General features: G+C 59.1%; 22 protein-coding genes, 1 tRNA gene and 1 pseudogene. 14 read left to right on the forward strand and 10 right to left on the reverse strand.

Going from position 1 to position 22,655, the window contains the following annotated elements; translation table 11 throughout:
* Window positions 1–45: 45 nt before the first annotated feature.
* Window positions 46–1,071: a UDP-glucose 4-epimerase GalE gene (gene galE, locus AACQ95_RS17350; RefSeq protein ID WP_241279184.1), complete on the forward strand. Its 1,026-nt coding sequence runs from the start codon at window positions 46–48 to the stop codon at window positions 1,069–1,071.
* Between the two features lie 182 nt (window positions 1,072–1,253).
* Here galE and AACQ95_RS17355 read toward each other — a convergent pair whose 3' ends face one another.
* The gene (locus tag AACQ95_RS17355) at window positions 1,254–2,003 is read right to left on the reverse strand and encodes a DsbA family protein (protein ID WP_241279185.1); all 750 of its coding nucleotides are present in this window, start codon (window positions 2,001–2,003) and stop codon (window positions 1,254–1,256) included.
* Window positions 2,004–2,201: 198 nt separating this feature from the next.
* On the opposite strand from AACQ95_RS17355, the gene AACQ95_RS17360 reads away from it, so the two are divergent.
* The 9 genes and pseudogenes from AACQ95_RS17360 to AACQ95_RS17400 all read left to right on the forward strand — a co-directional run bounded on the left by AACQ95_RS17360 (window position 2,202) and on the right by AACQ95_RS17400 (window position 10,767).
* Window positions 2,202–2,289 (forward strand) — tRNA-Ser (locus AACQ95_RS17360).
* A gap of 225 nt (window positions 2,290–2,514) precedes the next feature.
* Complete coding sequence (locus AACQ95_RS17365; RefSeq protein WP_241279186.1) at window positions 2,515–3,285, forward strand: LuxR family transcriptional regulator; 771 nt, start codon at window positions 2,515–2,517, stop codon at window positions 3,283–3,285.
* A 232-nt stretch (window positions 3,286–3,517) separates the two neighbouring features.
* Window positions 3,518–4,036: a type VI secretion system effector Hcp1 gene (hcp1, locus tag AACQ95_RS17370; RefSeq protein ID WP_042867131.1), complete on the forward strand. Its 519-nt coding sequence runs from the start codon at window positions 3,518–3,520 to the stop codon at window positions 4,034–4,036.
* 189 nt (window positions 4,037–4,225) lie between these two features.
* On the forward strand, window positions 4,226–4,525 hold the full coding sequence (locus AACQ95_RS17375; RefSeq protein ID WP_241279187.1) for a PAAR domain-containing protein: 300 nt from the start codon (window positions 4,226–4,228) through the stop codon (window positions 4,523–4,525).
* Window positions 4,526–4,536: 11 nt separating this feature from the next.
* Window positions 4,537–6,543 (forward strand): annotated as a pseudogene (locus AACQ95_RS17380) (type VI secretion system Vgr family protein); the annotation flags it as partial.
* Window positions 6,544–6,645: 102 nt separating this feature from the next.
* Window positions 6,646–7,323: an ADP-ribosyltransferase gene (locus AACQ95_RS17385; protein WP_241279283.1), complete on the forward strand. Its 678-nt coding sequence runs from the start codon at window positions 6,646–6,648 to the stop codon at window positions 7,321–7,323.
* A complete protein-coding gene (locus tag AACQ95_RS17390) occupies window positions 7,320–8,120 on the forward strand; it encodes a DUF4123 domain-containing protein (RefSeq protein ID WP_241279188.1) in 801 nt (266 codons plus the stop codon). Before AACQ95_RS17385 ends, AACQ95_RS17390 begins: the two co-directional genes overlap by 4 nt.
* Complete coding sequence (locus tag AACQ95_RS17395) at window positions 8,120–10,054, forward strand: T6SS phospholipase effector Tle1-like catalytic domain-containing protein (protein ID WP_241279189.1); 1,935 nt, start codon at window positions 8,120–8,122, stop codon at window positions 10,052–10,054. The genes AACQ95_RS17390 and AACQ95_RS17395 overlap by 1 nt, the downstream gene beginning before the upstream one ends.
* Window positions 10,054–10,767 carry a DUF2931 family protein gene (locus AACQ95_RS17400; protein ID WP_241279190.1) on the forward strand — a complete coding sequence of 238 codons (714 nt, stop codon included), beginning with the start codon at window positions 10,054–10,056 and terminating at the stop codon, window positions 10,765–10,767. The genes AACQ95_RS17395 and AACQ95_RS17400 overlap by 1 nt, the downstream gene beginning before the upstream one ends.
* 127 nt (window positions 10,768–10,894) lie before the next feature.
* Here the strand turns inward: AACQ95_RS17400 and AACQ95_RS17405 are convergent, their stop codons facing one another.
* The gene (locus tag AACQ95_RS17405; protein ID WP_241279191.1) at window positions 10,895–11,779 is read right to left on the reverse strand and encodes a LysR family transcriptional regulator; all 885 of its coding nucleotides are present in this window, start codon (window positions 11,777–11,779) and stop codon (window positions 10,895–10,897) included.
* 109 nt (window positions 11,780–11,888) lie between these two features.
* Between AACQ95_RS17405 and budA the strand changes: the two genes are divergently transcribed.
* Together budA and alsS are read left to right on the forward strand one after the other, a co-directional pair.
* Complete coding sequence (budA, locus tag AACQ95_RS17410; RefSeq protein ID WP_098984791.1) at window positions 11,889–12,668, forward strand: acetolactate decarboxylase; 780 nt, start codon at window positions 11,889–11,891, stop codon at window positions 12,666–12,668.
* 27 nt (window positions 12,669–12,695) lie between these two features.
* A complete protein-coding gene (alsS, locus tag AACQ95_RS17415; protein WP_043134416.1) occupies window positions 12,696–14,366 on the forward strand; it encodes an acetolactate synthase AlsS in 1,671 nt (556 codons plus the stop codon).
* A 111-nt stretch (window positions 14,367–14,477) separates the two neighbouring features.
* Here the strand turns inward: alsS and AACQ95_RS17420 are convergent, their stop codons facing one another.
* On the reverse strand, window positions 14,478–15,053 hold the full coding sequence (locus tag AACQ95_RS17420; RefSeq protein WP_241279192.1) for a DJ-1 family glyoxalase III: 576 nt from the start codon (window positions 15,051–15,053) through the stop codon (window positions 14,478–14,480).
* 37 nt (window positions 15,054–15,090) lie between these two features.
* A complete protein-coding gene (locus AACQ95_RS17425; RefSeq protein ID WP_241279193.1) occupies window positions 15,091–16,023 on the reverse strand; it encodes a ketopantoate reductase family protein in 933 nt (310 codons plus the stop codon).
* Window positions 16,024–16,224: 201 nt separating this feature from the next.
* On the opposite strand from AACQ95_RS17425, the gene AACQ95_RS17430 reads away from it, so the two are divergent.
* Window positions 16,225–16,707, forward strand: coding sequence for a YajQ family cyclic di-GMP-binding protein (locus tag AACQ95_RS17430; RefSeq protein WP_005311958.1), 483 nt, complete (start codon window positions 16,225–16,227; stop codon window positions 16,705–16,707).
* A gap of 132 nt (window positions 16,708–16,839) precedes the next feature.
* Here AACQ95_RS17430 and AACQ95_RS17435 read toward each other — a convergent pair whose 3' ends face one another.
* The 6 genes from AACQ95_RS17435 to AACQ95_RS17460 all read right to left on the reverse strand — a co-directional run bounded on the left by AACQ95_RS17435 (window position 16,840) and on the right by AACQ95_RS17460 (window position 22,055).
* Window positions 16,840–17,682, reverse strand: coding sequence for a nucleoside-specific channel-forming Tsx family protein (locus AACQ95_RS17435; RefSeq protein ID WP_043134423.1), 843 nt, complete (start codon window positions 17,680–17,682; stop codon window positions 16,840–16,842).
* 156 nt (window positions 17,683–17,838) lie between these two features.
* Window positions 17,839–19,218: an AmpG family muropeptide MFS transporter gene (locus tag AACQ95_RS17440; RefSeq protein ID WP_098984787.1), complete on the reverse strand. Its 1,380-nt coding sequence runs from the start codon at window positions 19,216–19,218 to the stop codon at window positions 17,839–17,841.
* A gap of 85 nt (window positions 19,219–19,303) precedes the next feature.
* On the reverse strand, window positions 19,304–19,633 hold the full coding sequence (locus tag AACQ95_RS17445) for a hypothetical protein (RefSeq protein ID WP_241279194.1): 330 nt from the start codon (window positions 19,631–19,633) through the stop codon (window positions 19,304–19,306).
* 116 nt (window positions 19,634–19,749) lie between these two features.
* Window positions 19,750–20,301 carry a peptidylprolyl isomerase gene (locus AACQ95_RS17450; protein ID WP_042867155.1) on the reverse strand — a complete coding sequence of 184 codons (552 nt, stop codon included), beginning with the start codon at window positions 20,299–20,301 and terminating at the stop codon, window positions 19,750–19,752.
* Between the two features lie 14 nt (window positions 20,302–20,315).
* Window positions 20,316–20,888, reverse strand: a complete 573-nt coding sequence (locus AACQ95_RS17455) for a YajG family lipoprotein (RefSeq protein WP_043134428.1) — start codon at window positions 20,886–20,888, stop codon at window positions 20,316–20,318.
* A 24-nt stretch (window positions 20,889–20,912) separates the two neighbouring features.
* The gene (locus AACQ95_RS17460) at window positions 20,913–22,055 is read right to left on the reverse strand and encodes a methyltransferase (protein WP_241279195.1); all 1,143 of its coding nucleotides are present in this window, start codon (window positions 22,053–22,055) and stop codon (window positions 20,913–20,915) included.
* Between the two features lie 206 nt (window positions 22,056–22,261).
* Between AACQ95_RS17460 and AACQ95_RS17465 the strand changes: the two genes are divergently transcribed.
* Window positions 22,262–22,570 carry a BolA family protein gene (locus AACQ95_RS17465; RefSeq protein WP_042867323.1) on the forward strand — a complete coding sequence of 103 codons (309 nt, stop codon included), beginning with the start codon at window positions 22,262–22,264 and terminating at the stop codon, window positions 22,568–22,570.
* Window positions 22,571–22,655: the final 85 nt, after the last annotated feature.

A 22,655-nucleotide genomic window follows, 5' to 3' on the forward strand; every position in this document is an offset into this window, starting at 1 on the left:
GGGCGGGTACACTCAGCCCAGTTTCACCAGAACACGGGATAAAAAATGACAATATTGGTCACGGGCGGCGCCGGTTACATAGGTTCCCATACCCTGGTTGAGCTGCTCAATGCCGGGCAGCAGGTCGTGGTGCTGGACAACCTCTCCAACTCTTCCCCCGAGTCCCTCAAGCGGGTCGAGCGGATCACCGGCAAGCCGGTCATCTTCGTGGAAGGGGACGTGCTGGACAGAGCCTGTCTGCAGCAGCTGTTTGCCGCCAACAAGATTGAATCCGTGATCCACTTTGCCGGCCTCAAGGCAGTGGGGGAGTCGAGCCAGATCCCGCTCACCTATTACCAGAACAACATCACAGGTACCCTGGTGCTGTGCGAGGAGATGGCAAAGGCGGGCGTGTTCCGGCTGGTGTTCAGCTCCTCCGCCACAGTGTATGGCGATCCGGCCTTTGTGCCGCTGCGGGAAGATTTCCCCACCAGCGCGACCAATCCCTACGGTCGCTCCAAGCTGATGGTGGAAGAGATACTGCGTGACTTGTCCAAATCCGATCCGCGCTGGGCCATAGTGCTGCTGCGCTACTTCAACCCGGTTGGCGCCCACGAGAGCGGCCTCATAGGTGAAGATCCCAACGGCATCCCCAACAACCTGCTGCCCTATATCAGCCAGGTGGGGGTCGGCAAGCTCAAGGAGCTGGGGGTGTTTGGCAACGACTATCCGACCCCGGATGGCACAGGCGTGCGTGACTACATCCACGTGGTGGATCTCGCCCTCGGTCATCTCAAGGCGCTGGCCCGCATCGCTGCCGATACCGGTGTCTTCACCTACAACCTGGGTACCGGTCAGGGCTATTCCGTGCTGCAGATGATCAGGGCGTTCGAGGTGGCCAGCGGTCGCACCATAGCGTACCAGATCAAACCGCGCCGCCCCGGTGACATAGCCGAATGCTGGGCCGAGCCGCACAAGGCCCGTGACGAGCTGGGCTGGCAAGCGGAGCGCGGGCTCGAGCAGATGATGGTGGACACCTGGCGCTGGCAAAGCCAGAACCCGAACGGCTATGGTCCTACTGCGAAGCCGTGATCAAGAGGATCATGCGCTGCTCGGGAGCCTCATTTATTCATATAAACTCCGGTTCCTGCGCAGCTCTTCGCCTTGCTGACAGCTCCTCGCGACGGCCCATCAGGCCTGAGGGACTGAAGCCTGAATGGCAAAACGCCCCGGCATCGCAATGCCGGGGCGTTTTTTATGGGCGAAGGGCTGGGTTACTGAATGCTCTTGCCCGCGCGCACATCCTTGATGAAGCCTTTCAGGCTCGCCAGATCGCGAGGGGCGCCACGCAGTATCTGGTCACCTATGATGAAGGCCGGTGTGCCTGAGATGCTCATGGCTTCGGCCAGCGCCCGGTTGGTGCCGAGGTTCTGATCTATGCTGCCGTCCTTGATCTTGGCCTCGACCTTGCTCCAGTTCACCCCGGCCGCTTCCGCCAGCTGTTTCACCTGGGCTTCATCGGACAGCGGGCCCTGATGGGCGTACAGCTTCTCGTGGAAGGCCTGGTATTTGTCAGGCTGACCCAGCTGCACCGCCAGCGCCGCACGGGCGGCGAAGTAGGAGGTCTCGCTCAGGATGGGGAACTGCTTGTAGATGTAGCGGATGTCCTTGTCTTCACCCAGCAGCTGCTTGATCAGCGGATGGGCGCGCTTGCAGTAACCACAGTTGTAATCGAAGAACTCGACCACGGTCAGGCTGCCCTTGGGGTTGCCGCTCTCGGGATCCTGATTGGCATAGAGCTGCTTGGCATGCGCCTGGATCAGGTTCTTGTCGTTGGCCGCCTGCTGGCTCTCCTGCTTGGCGCGCAGGGCATTGGACATCTCGACCAGGATCTCCGGATTCTTGACCAGATAGTCGCGCACGATTTGCTCGACATCGCTCTTGGTCAGCTCGCTTGCCTGAACCGGCGCCGCAAGCAGGGTGGCGCCAGTCAGGGCGCAAAGCAGGGCATGTTTGATTCTCATAAGTCCATCTTGCTGGAAATTTCGTGATGGCCACTATAGTGGGTGAGTCTGTTTTCAAGTCAAGTTATCTGGTTGAAAAAGCGCTGCTCATGCCCCGTTTGTCGACTTTATGCGTCATTTAGCCCAATAAATCGGCAAACGCACCGCGAGGGGATTTACAAGCCGGATCGCCATGGGTAATATTCGCCGCACTGTCGCGGAGGGGTGGCAGAGCGGCTGAATGCACCGGTCTTGAAAACCGGCGATGGGCGACCATCCGTGGGTTCAAATCCCACCTCCTCCGCCATTTATTCAGCCAAAAAGGCCATCCGAAAGGATGGCCTTTTTGCTATGTGCTCAGTGCCCTTTCAACGGTGCTTTCATACAGGTATGTCTGAATTTGCAGGATAAACTGTGGGCAATCTCCGATTTTGTGACAGGTCCAAGTGTGTCATCCGTTGACGCTTGTTAACATGCGGTACGTTTCCATGTTTGGCCACCCTACCTTGTGCACGATCCTCATACCCTAGAAATGAACACCCTGCATGCGCTGGATCTCATCACCCAGTTTGAGACGGCCGCTGATGAGCGCACCATAGTGACCCTGTTGCGTGAACTGACCGCGCACATGGGATTCGATCATTTCAGGCTCGGCCTGATCTTCCCCAGTACCATTCAACGTCCCGACGTCATCATCTTCAACGGTTGCCCGCAAGCCTGGGTGGATACCTACACGGCCAGCGGTTTCTTTGCCATCGATCCCATCGTCAAACGCGGCATGACCCAGAGCACCCCCATTCTGTGGGCCGATGTGGTACGCGATGAAGAGAGTGGTGATGAGCAGGGCCGGGAGGTGATGCAGCTGGCCAGCGAGTTTGGCATTCGCGATGGCGTGACGTTTCCCTGGCACGGAGCCAACGGCCATGTGGGCCTGCTCTCTTTCATCACCAGCGAACCTCGCACCAGGGCGCAGTGGCTCTCTGCGGTGCCCTTTCTCAGCTGGCTCTCCATGCATATTTTCGAGGCGGTGGCCCGGGTCTGTCTGGCCGGTCTGTCACCCCACGATGCGCTGAGTCTGCGGGAGCTGGAGGTGTGCCGCTGGGCTGCGGAGGGCAAGCAGGTGAGCGATATTGCCCAGATATTGGGGATCACCCCTCGTACCGTGACATTTCACCTGAACAATGTGGTGAGCAAGCTGGGGGCCAGCAGCAAGAGCCAGGCCATCTCATGGGCTCTGAAGCAGGGGATGGTCAGGTTGAACGTGGAGATGGCGCTGGTTGCCAATGTGGATGAGAAACAGTGATTTCATTGGTATTGAGCAAGTAGTTGCGCGATCTGCAAAATATTCAACTGAGTGGGCAACTATTTATGGTGTAAAGGCCGGTAACGCACAACTTATTGCGCTGCATGAGTGAGGTTTGCTTGGGTGTTTTACTTAAGATGCTGAAAAGTAAGGGCTAAAAAGAGTGGCATGGTCGCTGCTAATGGTTTGGTCGAGTGCTATCTCATTTAACCAACCCATCAGGAGCATACACATGCCAACTCCATGTTATATCAGCATCGAAGGTAAAACCCAGGGCAATATCACTGCCGGTGCCTTCACCTCCGATTCCGTCGGCAATATCTTCGTGCAGGGCCATGAAGACGAGATGCTGGTACAAGAGTTCCAACACGTTGTTACCGTGCCGACCGATCCGCAATCCGGTCAGCCTGCCGGCCAGCGCGTCCACAAGCCGTTCAAGTTCACCGTCGCTCTGAACAAGGCCGTGCCGTTGATGTACAACTCCCTGGCTTCCGGCGAAATGCTGCCGAAAGTGACCCTGAAATGGTACCGCACCTCGGTCGAAGGCAAGCAGGAGCACTTCTTCTCCACAGTGCTGACTGACTCCACCATAGTCGACATCGACTGCCAGATGCCCCACTGCCAGGATCCGGCGAAGTCTGACTTCACCCAGCTGATCCAGGTCTCTCTGGCCTATCGTAAGATTGACTGGGAACACACAGTGGCTGGCACCTCCGGCTCTGACGACTGGCGTGCACCTATCGAGGCCTAAGCCCCGAGTCCTTATTGACGTTATTCCTTGTAATGCACCCCAGGGTTCTGGCGTTCACAGTGTCAGTGGTCGCCAGGCCCGTGCAAACTTTCTCCGGCCTGTTCGTCTGGACGTGGTCGGAGCTTTTGTGTTTTGCCATATGGCTGAAGGCATCGACCTTATTGCAAAGCACAACAGAGGTCAGTCGTGATGTGTCCCACTATTGCATTGCCCGGTGAGATCGGTACTGGGCGCCATGGGCTTCACCCATCCCCCGTGATTGCCGCCAGCCCCGATGTGTTCCTCGATGGCAAACCGGTGGCTCGGCAGGGTGATCCGCTGGCCCCTCATGTCAAACCCAACAATCCTCCCCATCCGCGCAGCATCTCGGGGGGCGTCGGCTCCGTGCTGTGCACTTTGCGGTGCAGTGGCAAGCCCATCGCCGTGACCGGTACCGCCATCGGTTGCGGTGGCGTTGTGATTGGCTCGGGCAGTGGACAGGCAGGATAAGGAACAGCGTTATGGCAGACAGCACAGGATTACAATTTACCGTCAAGGTGGGGGCGCTGCCCGAGAGCACCTTCGTGGTGGCCGAGTTTGCGCTGGAAGAGGCGCTGAACGGGCCTTTCCAGCTGCGCTTGGAATTGGCGAGCCCCGAGCCCGACGTCGACTTCGGTGCCGTACTGGACCAGCCGTGCGAGCTGATAGTGTGGTACAAGGGCGAGCTGCAGCGGCGGGTGTGCGGTGTCGTGAGTGATTTTGTGCAAGGGGACAGCGGCTTTCGCCGCACCCGCTATCAGCTCATGGTACAGCCGGCCCTGTGGCGGCTCTCCCTTCGCCAGAATTCGCGCATCTTTCAGGCGCAAAAGCCCGACGAAATCCTCTCCGTCCTGTTGCAAGAGCACGGCATTACAGACTACGCCTTTGCGCTGAAAAACGAGCACGCCCAGCGGGAATACTGCGTGCAGTACCGGGAGACTGACCTCGCGTTCGTCAACCGGCTCGCCGCCGAAGAGGGGCTCTTCTACTTCCACGAATTCGACGCAGGCAAACACAGCGTCGTGTTTGCCGACGATGCGGCGGCATTGACCGCCGGCCCCGCGCTCTTCTTCAACCTCGGCAACCGTTCGCTGGAGCAGGGAGCCTATGTGCGCCAGTTCCACTACCGCGAGGCGGTGCGCCCCAGCGATGTGGAGCTCAAAGACTACAGCTTCAAGACCCCGGCCTATGGCCTCTCGCACAAGAAGGTGGGAGCGGAGCTGGAACACCAGCGGGGCACCTATCAGCACTTCGACTACCCGGGCCGCTACAAGCAGGACGGCAGCGGCAAGGCATTTGCCCAGCACCGACTCGATGCGCTGCGCAATGATGCCGTGGCCGGCAGTGGCAAGTCCAACAGTGCGGCCCTGCTGCCAGGTCAGTATTTTTCGCTGACCGAGCACCCGAACGGCAGCCTGAACACCGACTGGCAAGTCGTGCGCATCAGCCACACCGGCTTGCAGCCGCAGGCGCTGGAGGAAGAAGGCGGCAGTGGCCCGACCGTCTACCACAACGAATTTGGCGTAGTCAAAGCCAGCACCAGCTGGCGGGCACGCATCGGCAGCCCACAGGCCCCTCACAAGCTCATGGTGGACGGCCCGCAAATCGCCATAGTGGTAGGCCCCGAGGGGGAGGAGATTTACTGCGACGAGCACGGCCGGGTGAAGCTGCAGTTCCCGTGGGACAGATACGGCAGCTCCAACGACCAGAGCTCCTGCTGGGTACGGGTCAGTCAGGGCTGGGCCGGCGGCCAATATGGCATGATGGCCATCCCGCGCATCGGCCATGAAGTTATCGTCTCTTTTCTGGAGGGGGACCCCGACCAGCCTATCGTCACCGGCCGCACCTTCCACGCCACCAACCGGCCACCCTACGAGTTGCCGGCCAACAAGACCCGCACCGTGCTGCGCACCGAGACCCACCAGGGGGAGGGCTTCAACGAGCTGCGCTTTGAAGACCAGGTGGGGCAGGAAGAGATTTACATCCACGGTCAGAAAGACCTCAATGTCCTGATCGAAAATGACGCTGCGTGGCACATCAAGCACGACCAGCACACCGACATCGACAATGAGCGGGTGACTCGCATCAAAGCCAACGACCACTTGAGCGTGGAAGGTGAGAAGCGCGACCAGATCAAGGCGGACTATTCCCTCACTGTCGATGCCAGCATGCACCAGAAGCTGGGGCAGTCCCTCTTGGTTGAGGCGGGCAGCGAAGTGCATCACAAGGCGGGCATGAAAATCGTGATGGAAGCGGGCGCCGAGCTGACCCTGAAAGTGGGTGGCAGCTTTGTGAAGATTGATGCTGGTGGCGTGACCCTCAGTGGTGGCTCCATCAAGATGAACTCGGGTGGTAGTCCGGGCTCTGGCTCCGGATGGGCAGGCAAGTCGCCCATCCTGCCGGGCAATGTTGAGGTGCCAGCACCACCTCCGGCAACCTTGCCTGCTCCAGCCATTCACAAGAGCATGGAGTCCATGGCGCCGCTGGCCAAGCCTTGTCCGCTCGCGCCACCACCACCCGCCCCACCCCAGTTTGCCGGGGGACCACCAGTGCCACCACCCGCCCCACCCCAGCTTGCCGGAGGGCCATCGATGCCACCGCCGCCACCACCCGTTGCGGCCAAAGGGGAGGGCAAAAAGCCGGCAAAGAAGTGGGCGACGGTAGAGATATCCAAAGCGGATGAAGCGCTCAGATACTATTCGGCGCAGGGATACACGCTGCTCAATAACTATTTGCGGGATCGCCCCTACAAGCAGCAAGAGGCCGTCGATACCCTGCTTAGCCGCAGTTATTTGAATGATGAACCGACATCCAGGAGTGAGTTCGACCAGGCAATGAAGGCCTATGTTGCCGATGTGGAGGCTGGTCTGGCGAAATTGCCGGCCTCACCCGATTTGTACTTCGTGTACCGGGGGTTGGCGCTGGACAAACCGGAGCTCGCAACCCTGAAAGATCAGTTTACCGGGGTGGGCAATATCGTTGTTGAGCCAGGATTCATGAGTACCTCACCGGACAAGGCCTGGGTCAACGATACCTTGTTGAGGATCCGCCTGCCCGCCGGTCATGGTGGCCGTCTGCTGGGAGACGCTGCGCACTTCAAGGGGGAAGCGGAAATGCTGTTTCCGACCCAGACCAGACTCAGGGTCGATCGGGTGGTTTCCTCCATGAGCGGAGATTTCGACACCTTGCTCAATACGATTCCAACCTCTGACAATGCATCGGACAACCGCAGCAGGATCAAGCGACTGATTGAGGTTTCCGTATTATGACGTTATCTGATTGGCTCGCTGGCAAGCAAGCGGGTGAAATATATGCCGTCATCGATGGAGCCCTGGCGGTGTCAGCCGTGGCGGATTTCTATACCTATGATGGAGAGAATGCCAATCCACTTTTTGCCGGTACCGCTTTCGATGAGCAGTCTGCGTTGGGGCCCTGGTTGCTACCTGCGCCTTCCACTGAGTTCATGACTGCCAATCCTGCCCTGAGCGGCTTCTACCTGATCAGCGATCAATCAGTGGAGCTGATCCGTCGCCATTGGCAGAGCCTGATAGAAGCGATACGCGAGGGAGAAGCTGTCTGGTTTCGTTTCTCTGACCCACGCATTTTCCTGCCTATGCTCAGCGCCATGACCCCTGATGAACGCGATAGTGTGCTGGGGCCCTGTTCCGGGCTCTGGATCCATGGCAAGGCCTTCTCTCGCACGCCTCATGCCCGGTTCCAACCCGCATTGCAAAGCCCCTGGTTTCATATCCGGCCTCATCACCTGGCTGGACTCTACGACGAGAACCGTCATGCCTACATCTTGCGGCGGCGGTTATGGCAGACCATGACGGCTATGATGGAGCGTCATCCCGACCCGGCCGGGACCATTTTACCCACCCTCAAACAGGCCAATCAGGATGGGCTGCAAGAGGATGTGCGCGATGGTGTGGTGGCTGGCGTCTTGACCTTGCAGGCCAATCTGGCTCTTGAAGAGATACGGGTGCCTTTGATGCTGACCGACGATGAGCTGGTTCAGGTAGCCAACTGGCTGAACAAACATCACGAATTGACAGGAGTATCCTGATGGCGGCAGATCCCCACTGTATCCCTTGCGAACGTTATGATAACTGGATAGAGATAGACGTTCGTGATGAGCACAACTGTTCGTTCAAGGGGCTCAAGGCGACTTTGACTGACGAAACAGGCAAGTCAGAGACGGTCACCCTGAAGGATGGACCCACCCTGGTACGAGGTTTTGCAGTTGGCCCGGTGACAGTAAAAATCGAGACGCCAGCCTGGCTCAAGGCGGCGCAATCCCGTGAGGCCCTCAAGGAGGGTGAGGTCACACAGGTACCCGCCTATACAGACAAGCTCTTCGGGCACTGCGACGTCAAACGAGAGCACATCAAGGTGACCTCAGGCGACCTTTGCCTCACTGAACCAGAGCAGCCACTACCAGGAGGACATCAGGCAGAACAGGCTCAGCCTCCCCGCTTTTTCACCAAGCACTCCTATGTGATTGAGGTGAAGGGCTATCAGATCAATATCTTGCGGATTGGTGTCTTCTTCGATGGTACCTCGAACAACACCTTTAACCATTTGATTGGCAAGGATGGAATAGAGACATTTTTGGAACAATGCGCTGCTCCTGAAGAACGAGAAGCACTGCGCAAACAGTGCGAGGCGGGGGATGTCCCTCTAAAGGTTGCAAGCCAAGCAAATGATGTTACCAATATTGGTAAGGCCCATGATTTATACATTCGCCGCAATAAAGGTGCTCTTAGTGTTGCGGTTTATATTGATGGCATCGGCACTGAGGATGGGGATGGTGACACCGGAGCTGGACAGGGTGCCGATACTGGGAGCACCTCAAGTCTGGCCAAAGTTGAGAAGGCCTGTAAAACCAAGATTGTCGAGGAACTCAAACTACAATTAGGCCCAACGCTCAATACCCTCGACTGTATTCACAAGATCAACTTTGATGTATTTGGTTTTAGCCGAGGTGCCTCGGCTGCTCGGCAATTTGTCAACATGCTCGATCAACAAGCAAACCATCTCTTGGCTGACGCTATCAGAAATAAGAGTACCATCAAGCTAAAAGCAGGCTTTGACTGGGCTAATCGTGAGGATTGCCGTATTAAATTTGTCGGCTTGTTCGATACCGTTTGTACTGCAATGTTCAATAAGCGAAACGTAACGTTAGCCCCCGACTGTGCCGAACGGGTAGTCCATCTCATTGCAGCCGATGAGTGGCGCTATTTCTTTGCCTTGACCCGGATCACTGATGATGTTGCTGGTAACCAGATTGCACCCAATTTTACTGAGGTGCTCATTCCAGGATCTCACTCTGATGTGGGTGGTGGTTACTACAGCCGATGGAGTTTGAGCAATCCCAATAGCGATCCCGCGATTACAGAGCAAGTCTCCATCAAGATTTGTAGAAGTGAAGCATCTGCTATGACATATGACCCTAAAGATAGCAGCGCCTATCGACGAGCTAGGCAGTATGCCGAAGAGCAGGTGGTAAAGGGGTGGGGTAACGAGGTTGTTGACTTACCTAATGTGGCGAGTGCTCCGGTGAGGAATAAGGTCAGCTTGCGAGTGAGGAGCAGCCGACATCCCAAGACAGATAAAATGAGTGTCGAGGTTGAAGTGCTGCTCAATCGCGTAGTCGAAGGTGAATACTCACGCATTCCACTTCACATGATGGTCACAGCTGCTCAGGATGTTGGAGTGCCATTTATCACATGGAAACCAGATGAACGAGCGCTCATGTTGGAAAGTGGTGCACCTAAACTCCCTCGTACCGATCTGGCCAAACTTGATATGCTCTGGGTCAATGCCGCCAAAGAGCGGGGGGTGTCCAAGGATTTAACTAAGCAACTCGATGCTGAGGCCTACCGCCAACTGCGTTTTGAATATCTTCATCACAGCGCTGATACAGGATTGGTGAATAGGTCACATCACCACCGAGGCAAAGAAGCGCGTCATATTTACACTAACCAGGAGGGGGGATAATGAAATTCCGTTGGATCGGCTTGTCACTACTGGTTATGGCTCTACTTGGGTGCAGCAGCAAAGGTATAGCCAATAGCCAAAACACTATGGACTGGCGTTATATGGTGGGTACCAATGCGGATGAAATTTGGAGCAGCAAAGCCAATTTTTATCGAGATGGAAAACCTATTCATGGCTCATCAAATGGGGCGGTATCATCGGTTAGCAAGGAGTCATTGAGGGACAAAGACTACAGTTGGACCATCGGCAAGGGAAGGAGTGCTGAAAATCAACCGATACCCAATGAAGTACAAATAGAGTGGGTCTCGTACCATGATAAAAAGCGCTATGGTATTACCCTGAAACTACCTGTAGACATTGGCACTCAGATGGCCCAGCGTTACTTCATCTCAAATGGCAAAAAACGCGAAGAAACGCAGCGTAATGTCATTGCCGTAGGGATGGCTCCGGGCGGTTATGTCGAGGTGTTCCTGACACAATACAACGTCAAACCAGACATTCTGCTTGTTAGGGGTTTAGCCCATGAAGTAACCGATGATTATTATGACAAGCGAGTTCCCTTGAGCAAGCAATACGGGTTTGACGAGTTTTATCAAAAATATGGTGCAGCCTATCAAAAGTACCCAACCCCCAGTGGAATGGACTGGGCTCCCATCATGGATGCTTATCGTGCTGCCCAACCCGTCACCGATGTGAATCCTGTGTCTGAATAACGATTCTGTTTCATCTCAACCGGCGATAAAGGTGAGCTGAATTATTAAGTAGACCAATATTTGTACGCTATGTAATGCGGCACCAATGCCCCATCAGCTCATGCCGATGGGGTTTTTTGTTTGTCTTTCAATGATGGCCAGGGATCAGCCCAATCAGGTGCTGCAGGCTTTTCTGGCGGGGATGGCGACGGGTGGCGAGGCTGATGCGGGTGGTGAGCGGTTCATCGGCGATGGGGTGATAGCTGACGCCGTGGGGGTGCAGCTCGCTCACCGAGCGTGGGATGATGGCGACCCCGAAACCGGCCTGCACCATGCCGACGGTGGAGATCACCTGCGGGCTCTGGCTGCCGAGGCGGGGGCTGAAGCCGGCCCGCTGGCAGCGCTGGGTGATGGCGTCGTGCAGCCCGGGTCCGAGCTCGCGCGGGAACAGGATGAAGGGGTCCGCCGTCAGGGCCTCGATGGCGATGGCGCCACTGCCGGCCAGTGAATGGTGTGGGGGGAGGGCGATCAGCATTTCCTCCTCATCGATGAGGTGGTGGGTCAGTGCCGAGCTGCTGCTGCAGGGCAGGCGCAGGATGGCGGCATCCAGCTCCTCGCTCACCAGATCGCGCACCAGGTTGGGCATGCTGTTCTCGATGGGATGCAGGCTCACCTCGGGCCAGGCCTGGCGAAAGTCGTGGATGAGCCGCAGCACGCTCGGGTGCAGCACTGTGGAGCCGGCAAAGCCGAGGCGCAGCGAACCGAGCTGACCACGGGCGATACGCCTGGCCTTCTGCATGGCCTGCTCGGTTTGCGACAGTATCCCCTTGGCATCCTGATAGAGGCTCAGTCCCGCCTCGGTCAGCTCCACGCTGCGGGTCAGCCGGTGAAACAGCGGCGTGCCCACTTCCTGTTCAAATTTGCGGATCTGCTGGCTGAGGGGGGGCTGGGCCATGCCCAGCGCCTCGGCCGCCTTGGTAAAGCTCTGCTTCTCTGCCACGGCTACCAGGTAGCGCAGGTAACGAAATTCCATATCTGGTACGTCTCGAAGCTGATGGGTTTGGATATTGGTATCAAACTGTGATCTTGGTCACTATTGAATCCTAATTTGCCAACCTAACAGGATTGGAGGTTAAATCCAAATGGAAACCTATACACAGTGTGACTGTGCCATCGAGATCAGCCAGCAGTTTGCCCGCTGGCAGGCCCGTCAGGGGGGCGGCGAGGTCTATCAGAGCTCCTTGATGAGTGCCCTGCTGGCCGGCGTCTATGAGGGCGAGACCACCATGGCCGATCTGCTGCGCCACGGCGACTTCGGCCTTGGCACCTTCAACCGGCTCGATGGCGAGCTGATTGCGTTCGAGCGCCAGATCCACCAGCTCAAGGCCGACGGCTCGGCCCGTCCGGCCCAAGCAGGTCAGAAAACCCCGTTTGCGGTGATGACGCATTTTCGCCCCTGCCTGGAGCGCCGCTTCGATCACCCCCTCAGCCGCGACGAGATCCATCAATGGATCGATCAGCTGGTGGGCACCGACAACGTCTTCGTCGCCTTTCGCCTCGACGGCCTGTTTGAACAGGCGCAGGTGCGTACCGTGCCCTGCCAGACCCCGCCCTACAAGCCCATGCTGGAAGCCATAGAGGCCCAGCCGCTGTTTTCGTTCAGCCAGCGGCGCGGCACCCTGGTCGGCTTTCGCTGCCCGCCCTTCGTGCAGGGGATCAATGTGGCCGGCTATCACGAGCACTTCATCACCCAGGATCGCCAGGGCGGTGGTCACATCCTCGACTACGCCATGGGCCACGGCCAGCTGCAGTTGTCTGTGGTTCAGCACCTCAACATAGAACTGCCACGCAACCCTGCCTTTCAACAGGCCGACCTCAATCCCGCCGATCTGGACCGCGCCATCCGCGCTGCCGAAGGCTAATCCCTTCGCTTACAAGGAGTTATTCTCATGGAAAATCAACACTGGGGCTGTGGGGCCGAACTGGTGGTGCGCCACCTGGAGGCACAGGGCGTCAAGCAGGTATTCGGTATTCCGGGGGCCAAGATAGACAGGGTGTTCGATGCGCTGGAAGACTCCCCCATCGACACCATAGTGGTGCGCCACGAGGCGAACGCCGCCTTCATGGCCGCCGCCGTGGGCCGGCTGACCGGCAAGGCCGGGGTGGCGCTGGTGACCTCGGGCCCGGGTTGCGCCAACCTCATCACCGGCCTCGCGACCGCCACCTCGGAAGGGGATGCCATGGTGGCGCTGGGGGGCGCGGTGCGACGGGCCGACGGGCTCAAGCTCACTCACCAGAGCCTGGACACCGTCAGCCTGTGCCGCCCCGTCACCAAGTTCAGCGCCCAAGTGGGCACAGGATCCGCCCTTTCAGAGGTGATGGCCAACGCCTTTCGGTCCGCCGAGCTGGGTCGCCCTGGTGCCGCCTTCGTCAGCCTGCCCATGGACATCATCAACGAGCCGACCGATGGTGCCATCCTGGTGCCCAGAGCCATTCCCGAACCCGGTGCCGCCGATGAGGCGGGCATCGACAGGGCGCTGAGCCTGCTGGCGCAAGCCCGCAAGCCGGTGGTGCTGCTCGGCCTGCTGGCCAGCCGGCCGGAAAACTCCCTCGCGGTGCGCGCCTTTTTGGACAAGAGCCGGTTGCCGGTGACGGGCACCTATCAGGCGGCCGGCGTGGTGGATACCCACCATTTCGATGACTTTGCTGGTCGGGTGGGGCTGTTCAACAACCAGCCGGGGGACAGGTTGCTGCAGGGGGCTGATCTGGTGATCTGCATCGGTTACAGCCCCATCGAATATGACCCTGTGCTGTGGAACGGCACGGGGGAGCGGCAACTGCTGCACATAGATGCCCTGCCGGCGGAGATCGACAGCAGCTACTGCCCGGCGGTGGAGCTGGTGGGCTCCATCAGCGCCAATCTCTATTGCTTGACCAAGATGTTGAACCAGCCGCTGGCACGGGATCCCGCCATCGCCGCCCTGCTCGGGGAGATCCGGGCCCAGCGCCATCAGTTGACCCAGCATGCCCAGCATCTGGGGGGCATGCCCATTCATCCGCTGCGCATCGTCAAGGAGCTGCAGGACATCATAGGGCAGGACATGACCCTGTGCGTGGACATGGGCAGCTTCCACATCTGGATTGCCCGCTACCTCTACAGCTTCCGGGCGCGCCAGGTGCTCATCTCCAACGGTCAGCAGACCATGGGGGTGGCGCTGCCCTGGGCCATAGGTGCGGCTATGGTGCGGCCGGGGGAGAAGATCATCTCGGTGTCCGGCGATGGCAGTTTCATGCAGTCGAGCATGGAGCTGGAGACGGCGGTGCGGCTCAAGTCCAACATAGTGCACATCATCTGGGTCGATAACGGCTACAACATGGTGGCGATGCAGGAGGAGAAAAAATACCGCCGCAGCTCGGGGGTGAGCTTTGGGCCCATCAACTTCAAGGCCTATGCCGAGTCCTTCGGGGCGGCCGGGTTTGCGGTCACCAGCGCCGAGGATCTACGGTCGACCCTGCGCGCCGCCATGGCGGTGAGCGGGCCTGCTGTGGTGGCCATACCGGTGGATTACAGTGACAACCACCTGCTGATGGAGCAGCTCAGACCCGAGTTGCTGAGCTAGCGAGCAAGGGGGCAGTCCGAGTTGCGCCCGGCCAATAGCAGAGCGCCCCTTGCCGGCTGGCAAGGGGCGCTCTGTCATGACGAGAGGGCATCCCCGCGATGGCAACAGGGGTCATGGCATGACAGAAGGGGGCATCACCATGGGGCCGGCCACCGCGAGGGCGGTATCGTCCCCGCGCAGCACCCGCACGATTTCGAGGGCAAATTCGATGGCGGTGCCCGGCCCCTGGCTGGTGATCAGGCGATGAGCCTCATCCGTCACGACCCGCGCCTTACTCAAGTGTGTGGCTGGCAGGCTTGCTTGAAAGCCCGGATGACAGGTGACGCTGGCATCCCCCAGCAGATCGTGGTGTTGCAGCACCACGGCGGGGGCGGCGCAAATGGCTGCCCGCCAGCGGCCGAGCGTCGCCTGCTCCCTGAGCAGGTCGATGGCGAGCGGCGTATCGCGGATCGCTTCGCTGCCGGGCAAACCGCCCGGCACGACTATGGCTTCGAAGTCACGGCTGGCCAGCTCGTCGAGATGACAATCTGCGACCAGCTGCACCCCGCGGGAGGCGCGGATCTGGCGCAGACCGGCCGGACAGCAGGAGGCGAGCAGCACCTCGATGCGGGCGCGCACCAGGGTGTCGACGATGGCGACCGTCTCTATCTCTTCCGAGCCCGGGGCTACCAATACCAGCACTGTCATACTGCACTCCTTAGTTGCCCGCGATCTCGCGCCGGGCTCAGCTCTTCTCTTTGATGGCCTGATAGAGGCCCTGATTGACCGGTACTGCGATGCCGTGCCGGGCGGCCCTGGCCAGCAGGAAGCCGGTGATGGCCTCGATCTCGGTCTCCCGACCCAGCTCCATGTCCTGATACATGGAAGAGTAATTGTCGGCAGTGAGCTCCACCACCGTCATGGCGCGGCGCAGCAGCTCATCGCTGCTGGTGGGCTGGCCTTCGGCCTGCATCACGTCCGCCACTTCCACGCAGATCTGTTGCAGGACATCGGCGAAGCGGGGGCCGGCCAGCTCACCATTCTTGAGTTTATAGAGCGCGGTCAGCGGATTGATGGAGCAGTTGATGGCGAGTTTTTGCCACTGGCGAGCCAGGATCTGCTCATCCCAACCGGCCTGACCGAGGGCTGCACCGAGATCGTCCGCCAGGGCGGCATGGGCCTTGGCAGCCTCATTGACCGGGCCGAGCCAGGTTTCACCCTTGCCGGTATGGCGGAACACGAAGTGGCCGCTTTGCATGGCGCCATGGCTAGTGACACCCGCGATGACAGGGTTATGGGGGAACAGCTGGACCACCTGCTCGGCTATGCCCATGCCGTTGTGCAGCAGCACTATGGGCACGCCTGCCGCCAGCTTGCCCACCAGCGGCGTCAGGGCCGACACCACCTGACCAGCCTTGGTCATCACCAGCAGACGCTTGATCTGGCCGGGCTGGCTGATGAAACCGCGTTCGATGGCGATCAGCTGGGTATGGCCCTCCAGAGAGGTGAAGTCGATCCCGGGATGCAGGGTCGAACGGTGACGATCGCGCAGCAAGACGCGGGTAGGTTGACCGCTTAGAGTCAGCAGGGAGGCGAAGACGCCACCCAGGGCGCCGCAGCCCAGCAGTGACCATTGGGGGGAGGAGGGCAGTCGGGAACTCTGTAATCCGCTTGGCATGGAGAGACTCAATCAAGGTAGGGGTTGCATTCCGGTCAACCGCCCGCCGGGGATAAGTGAAGATGTCGCGTGGCGGACACTAACGGGTCTCGCCATTCCTGTGCGCAGGGGATTCTAGCAGAGCAACCCCATCGAAATCAGCAAATTTGCCGGTTTTCTGGTAGATTTGCCCCCTTATAGCGCAACATGAGGAGCCCTGACATGCCGTCATTCGATATTGTCTCTGAAGTCAAAATGAACGAGGTGTTGAACGCCGTCGATAACGCCAATCGTGAACTGGCGACCCGTTTCGATTTTCGTGGTGTTGAAGCCAGCTTCGAGCTGAACAAGGAAGAAGTGAAGCTGGAGGCTGATGCCGACTTCCAGCTCAAGCAGATGGTCGAGATCCTGCGCGCAGCCCTGCTCAAGCGCAACATCGAGAACAGCTCAATGGACGTGGGCGACAGCGTTCACTCCGGCAAGCGTTTCCACCTGAACGTCAAGTTCAAGCAGGGGATCGAGAAAGAGATCGCCAAGAAGCTGGTGAAGCTGATCAAGGATTCCAAGATCAAGGTGCAGGTCGCCATTCAGGGTGATGAAGTGCGCGTCACCGGCAAGAAGCGTGACGATCTGCAGGAGGCCATGGCGCTGGTACGTGGTGCCGAGCTGGGTCAGCCGATGCAGTTCCAGAATTTCCGCGATTGATGACGGGCGGGAGGGTTCGGCCCTCCCCCTTGTGCGACCGCCACGCTGTGCAACAGTAAAAGGTTCGATGACAGAGCCATAAAAAAACCGGAGCAGCTGCTCCGGTTTTTTGTATCTGCATTACCCGTTCTATCAGAACTTGTAGGTAACGGAGAAGTAGTGGCTGAAGCCAGAGCTCTTCCAGGGGGTACCGTCGTAGGCGGTAGAGCCATCTTTGGTGCCGTAGGCATCCATGAAGTACTTCAGGCCGTAACCGACAGCGTAGCGGTCAGAGTGCCAGTAGATACCGTGGAAGGTCGCCAGGTTGTCGCTGGTACGGTCGGCACGGTCGTGGGTGTCCAGATCGAAAGCGTAGTCCAGGTAGCCCTGGTAGGAGACGAAGCTGCCGTTGCTGAAGGTGTAGAAAGGCTTGAACCAGTTCATGGCGAACCAGTAACCGTTCCACTCACCTTCTTCTTCGGTGAAGAACTGGTTTTCGGTGGCGTGGCGGGCATACAGGTTCATACCCACTTTACCGAACCAAGGCACCTGTACGTCAGCACCCAGACCGATCATGTTTTCCATCTGGTTGTCGCCGATGTTGTTCAGGGAGGCGATGTACACCTCTTGCACCGGGCCGAAGGAGAGATCTTTACCAGTCAGCGCATCCAGAGACATACGCGGCGCAAACTTCATGAAGAGGTTCTGACCCTTGTGCTTGTCGCTGTGACGGGAATCGAAGATGTCGAACACATCGACGTAACCGTACAGGTCAAACAGACCGGAACGACCGCCAAATTCCATTTCGAAGTAGGTGTCGTTGTAATCTTCTGCACCAGTGGTGAAAGGACGTTGGTCGATGGTATGCATGACGTTGAACTGCATCCACTTGTAATCGTTCTTGTGGATGTCACCACTGTAGTCAGCAGCGAAGGCCGGGGTGGCGGCAGCAGCCAGCAGACCGGCAGCGATCAGAGTCTTGGTAAATTTGGCCATTTTATTGGTCTCTTGTGCGTTAGTTGAGGTTTTCCGTAGCCTGCCCACAAGGAGCGGAAGGGATTCTAGCCAAATAAATTCATCGGAGAAACAAGAGCCGGGGAACTTTATTCGGAAGTGTGAATCTAATCACCCCCAATTTCACGCAAACGCTTGCTATTTATCCTGTTGCGAGAGCAAGTCTCTTCCTCGTTTGGCAACCAGCAAGATCAGGATCAACACAGGAATGCCGAGCAGGCTGGTGCCGATAAAGAAGGTGCTGTAGCCGAACTGTTCGACAAAACGCCCGGAGAAACCCGCCAGCAGCTTGGGCATCAGCAGCATGACGGAGCTGAACAGGGCGTACTGGGTGGCGGAGAAGGCCACGTTGGTCAGGCTCGACAGATAGGTCACGAAGGCGGCCGTCGCTATGCCGGCGCTGAGGTTGTCGACCGAGATGATCAGGGTCAGCAGCTCCAGGTTGTGGCCCACTTCATTGAGCAGGGCGAACAGCAGATTGGTACTGGCGGTGAGCAGGGCGCCGAGGAACAGGATGCGCAGGGTGCCAAAGCGCATCACCAGCACGCCCCCCAGGGCGGCCCCCACCAGCGTCATGATGACGCCATACACCTTGGTGATGGTGGCCACTTCCGTCTTGCTGAACTGCAGGTCCACGTAGAAGCTGTTGGACATCACCCCCATCACCACATCCGAGATGCGATAACAGGCGATGAGCCCCAGGATCAGCATGGCCGAGCCGCCGTAACGGCGGAAGAAATCGGCAAACGGACACCAGATGGCCTCGTAGATCCAGGCGCCGATGCCGGCCAGCGAGGTGGGCCAGCCACGGGAGAGCAGCAGCGCCTTGCGCGCCTCCTGCTGATCGTTCTGACCGGCGAGATCTATGTCCGGTTCGTGGCAGATCAGGGTGGTGATGACGCCGAGGGACATGAGCCCCGCCATCAGCAGATAGGTGAGTTGCCAGCCACGGTAGTCATAGCCGCTGTTGCTGCCGAGCCAGGCCGCTAGCGCCAGTGCCCCCGCGCCGGCCATGATCATCGCCAGCCGGTAACCCGTCATGTAGGAGGCCGCCATGGCCGCCTGCAACCGCTCCGGCGCCGACTCGATACGATAGGCATCGATGACTATGTCCTGCGTCGCGGAGCAAAACGCCACCAGCAGGGCAAACAGGGCGAGCTGGGCGAGCTGGGTCTTGGGATCGCAATAGGCCATGCCCACCAGCGAGAGGGCAATCAGCACTTGGGAGAGCAACATCCAGCTGCGGCGCCGCCCCAGCCAGCGGGAGAGCAGCGGCAGCGGCATCCGGTCAACCAGCGGCGACCACAGCCATTTGAAGCCATAGGCCAGCGCCACCCAGCTCATGTAGCCGATGTCGGTCAGGCTGACATCGGCCTCGCGCAGCCAGAACGAGAGGGTGCCAAACACCAGCAGCAGAGGCAGGCCGGACGAGAAACCCATGGCAAACAGTATGAGGACCCGAGTCTCAAGGTAGACGGCGAGCGAGTCTCGCCAGCTCGGTGTGCGGACAGTGTTCAAATACCTGACTCCTCTGGGAAAATTGCGCCATTTTGTCAGGTTCGAGGGGGATAGCCAAGGCAAGCCGAGCGTGGCGGGTCTGGATTCAGGGGCGCGAACCCATGCAGTGGCGCGGGCAGGGGCCCTCTGTGGTCAGATAGTTGGCACATTCCATCAGCTGCAGGCGCAGCCAGACGTCGGCGATGATCTGCTGCTCATCCCACTGATGCAGGCTGTGCAGCAGGTGCCAGAACACCCCTTCCCGGTCGGTGGCCGGTTGTTTATCTGCGGGTATATGGGGCAAGTCTTGCCAGTGGGAGAGGAGCTGCCAGCTCAAGTCTTCCAACTGCTGATAGGGGATTTCTCGTGCCAGAAAATGACAAACCGCCTGGGCCAGCGGGACTGTGTGTTGGGCTAGGTACTCGTTGCAGGTCACCGGAACCTCCTTCTCCTCATGTGGGCCATACCCCGGGAACATGGGGCAAGGCCAGAGTATAGAAAGGGACGCCGGTGACCCGGGCAAAGACGCGGCGGAATGTGATCCGGCCCGCGTTATTTCTCCGCCAGCAACACCACCTTCTTCAGGATGATGGGGCTGGTGGGCACGTCGTTGGCGCGCAGGATGGAGCTGTAACCCGTCTGCACCTGGGCCAGCTTGTCCAGCACCTCCATGCCCTGCACCACCTGGCCGAACACGGTATAACCGGCGCCGGCATTGGCGTTGAGGTTGTTGTTGTCGGTCAGGTTGAAGTAGAACTGGCGGGTGGCGCTGTCCACGGCCTGGGTGCGGGCCATGGCGATGCTGCCACGCTTGTTGGGCAGACCGCCCTTGGACTCGTTGACCACGGGATCCAGGGTCGGCAGTTGCTGGAACTGCTGGTTATAGCCGCCCCCCTGCACCACGAAGTCCTGGATCACCCGGTGGAACAGGCTGCCGTCATAGCTGCCGTCCGCCACGTAGCGCAGGAAGTTTTTCACCGTCTGCGGCGCCTGCTTGGAGGCCAGCTCCACCACTATGTTGCCGTGGTTGGTCTCCATCCTGACCTTGGGGCCGGCGAACGCCAGCGGGGCGATCAGCATGGCCAGTAACCAGAGTTTTTTCATTTGACTCTCCTCGCTCAGCTCGGCTGACCCTTGAGATAACCACGCAGGGCATTGTCCGCCATGATCTGTTGCAGCAGGCTGCCCAGCTGCTGGTTCAGGATGGATTCCAGCTCGGCCATGGTCGGTTCACCCGGGCCTTCCTTGCTGGAGGACATGTTGAACTGCTTGGTCAGCTTGCTGCCCTGGAAGTCGGCCATCACCTGCAGGCTGACGCGGGACTTGGTGACATAGGTGAAGGTTTTCTCTTCCACCGTGACCGCGGCGCTGGAGATGGCCAGGGTCAGGTTGGTGGTACCGCTGTTGCCCACTTCCAGCCCCTGGCTGCGCAGGCCTTCGGCCAGTTTCTCGGCCAGCAGGTTGTTGAGCGGCTGCTCGCTGTTGACCAGCACGGCGGCCTTCTCTTTCTTCTTGATGGAGAAGACGTAGGCGGCTTCACGCTTGTCGACCCCTTCCAGGGTGATGCGGTTGCCCGAGTAGTACTGCTGATTGGAAGGAATAACCTGCGGGTTGAGCAGGGCGGTTTCCGGCCAGTGAGTCGCACAACCACCCAGCGTCAGGGCGGCCAGCAGCAAGAGTGACTTTTTCATCATGGGTTTCCTTTATCTTTCTGTTTAGCGTTTGATGGCTTTCAAAATAACGAATTTGCTGTTTGACGCAACGACTTGTGCATTGGCAAACAGGCGCTTGAGTTTGTTGTGATAATCCAGGTGACGGTTGCCTACTATCCAGAGTTCGCCCCCCTGGGGCAACACCCGGTGGGCATCGCTGAACATCTGCCAGGCGATATGATCGGTGATCGCCTGCAACTGATGGAAGGGCGGGTTGCAGAGGATCCGATCCGCCGAGCCGACGTCCACCCCATCGAGACAGTTGTTGACCATGAAGCGGGCGCGGGGCAGGGCATCCGGCAGATTGTGTTCGACGTTGAGCCGCGCCGAGGCGACCGCCATGTGGGATTCGTCGATGAAGGTCACCTCCACCTCGGCATCCCGCGCCAGCAGCGCCAGCCCTAGCACACCGTTGCCGCAACCCAGATCGATCACCTTGCGCGCACTGTGCACCGGCAGGTTGTCCAGCATAAAGCGGGCGCCTATATCCAGGCTAGTGCGCGAAAACACGTTGGCATGGTTGTGGATGAGCATGTCTGTACCCTCCAGCGGCCAGACCGTGGGGAAGGGATTGGCCAGCACGGGGCGTTCGGCGGGCGTACCGGCCGGGGTGCAGTGAATGAGGCGTGCCTTCTTCCAGGCCAGCGAGGTGCGGGTCGGCCCCAGGTATTTTTCAAACAGCGCCAGAGTGGAGCTGTGAATGTCCTTGGCCTTGCCGGCGGCGAGGATGCGGGTGGCCGGGGTTGCCACCTGGCGCAGGGCCAGCAGTTGCTGTTCCAGCAGTGCCTGATACTTGGAGACCTTGATCACCACCAGCGCGGGGGACGCAGGCAATGGCGCCAGCGCATCCTGCAGCGTGATGGCATGGGGATCCAGCCCGTTCTCCGCGAGGTTGGCCAGGGTGGCCCGCTCGCTGATATGGGAGTCGCTCACACAGACGGGGGCATGGCCGTGCAGGTAGGTGGCCAGGGCCCCGAAGCCGTCGTTCATGATGATGACGGGGCCGGTCTGCTCGAGTGGCGCCTCTGCCAGGGTATTGATCAGGTACTCGTCTGCCGCATCCCAGGCCTGCAACGGATCCTGGCTCTGGCGTGGATAGCGATACAGGGTCAGACGACAATGAGCCGTGTCGAGAAGGGTTTGCATAAGCGAAGCGTCCAGATGATTCATAAAACAGGCGCCGGCGGGGCGCAAAGTGGCGCTATTCTAGCGGGGGCGGAGAATTTCACCAGCCCGGCGGCACCGGGCGAGGGGCAAAACCGCGCCCCTTTTCCCGTGCCGGACGATTTCGTCATACCGCCAACCCTGGCTACAATGGCCGGACATCCATTTTGGGAGTTTTGCTCGTGACCATGCAACAACAGATCGAGGCCAAGCTGGCCGCTGCCTTGTCCCCCAGCCACCTGGAGGTGATCAACGAAAGCTACATGCACAGGGTTGCGCCGGGCTCAGAGAGCCATTTCAAGGTGGTGGTGGTGAGTCAGGCCTTCGAGGGCCAGCGACTGCTGGCCCGCCATCGCCAGGTCAATGGGGTGCTGGCCGACGAGCTGGCGGGTGCCATTCATGCACTGGCGCTGCATACCTATACGGAGCAGGAGTGGCAGCAACGGGAACAGGCGCCGACGACCCCGAGTTGCGTCAGCAAGAATGGCCCGGCCTAATGCTATTGACGAGTTGATTACTCAATCCTCGATTAGTTAACAATTAATAAACGTTTTTTGGCGGCGCCCCGAGTCCTGGCTCGTG

It is taken from the genome of Aeromonas sp. MR19 (genome assembly GCF_963899305.1).
GTDB lineage: Bacteria > Pseudomonadota > Gammaproteobacteria > Enterobacterales > Aeromonadaceae > Aeromonas > Aeromonas bestiarum.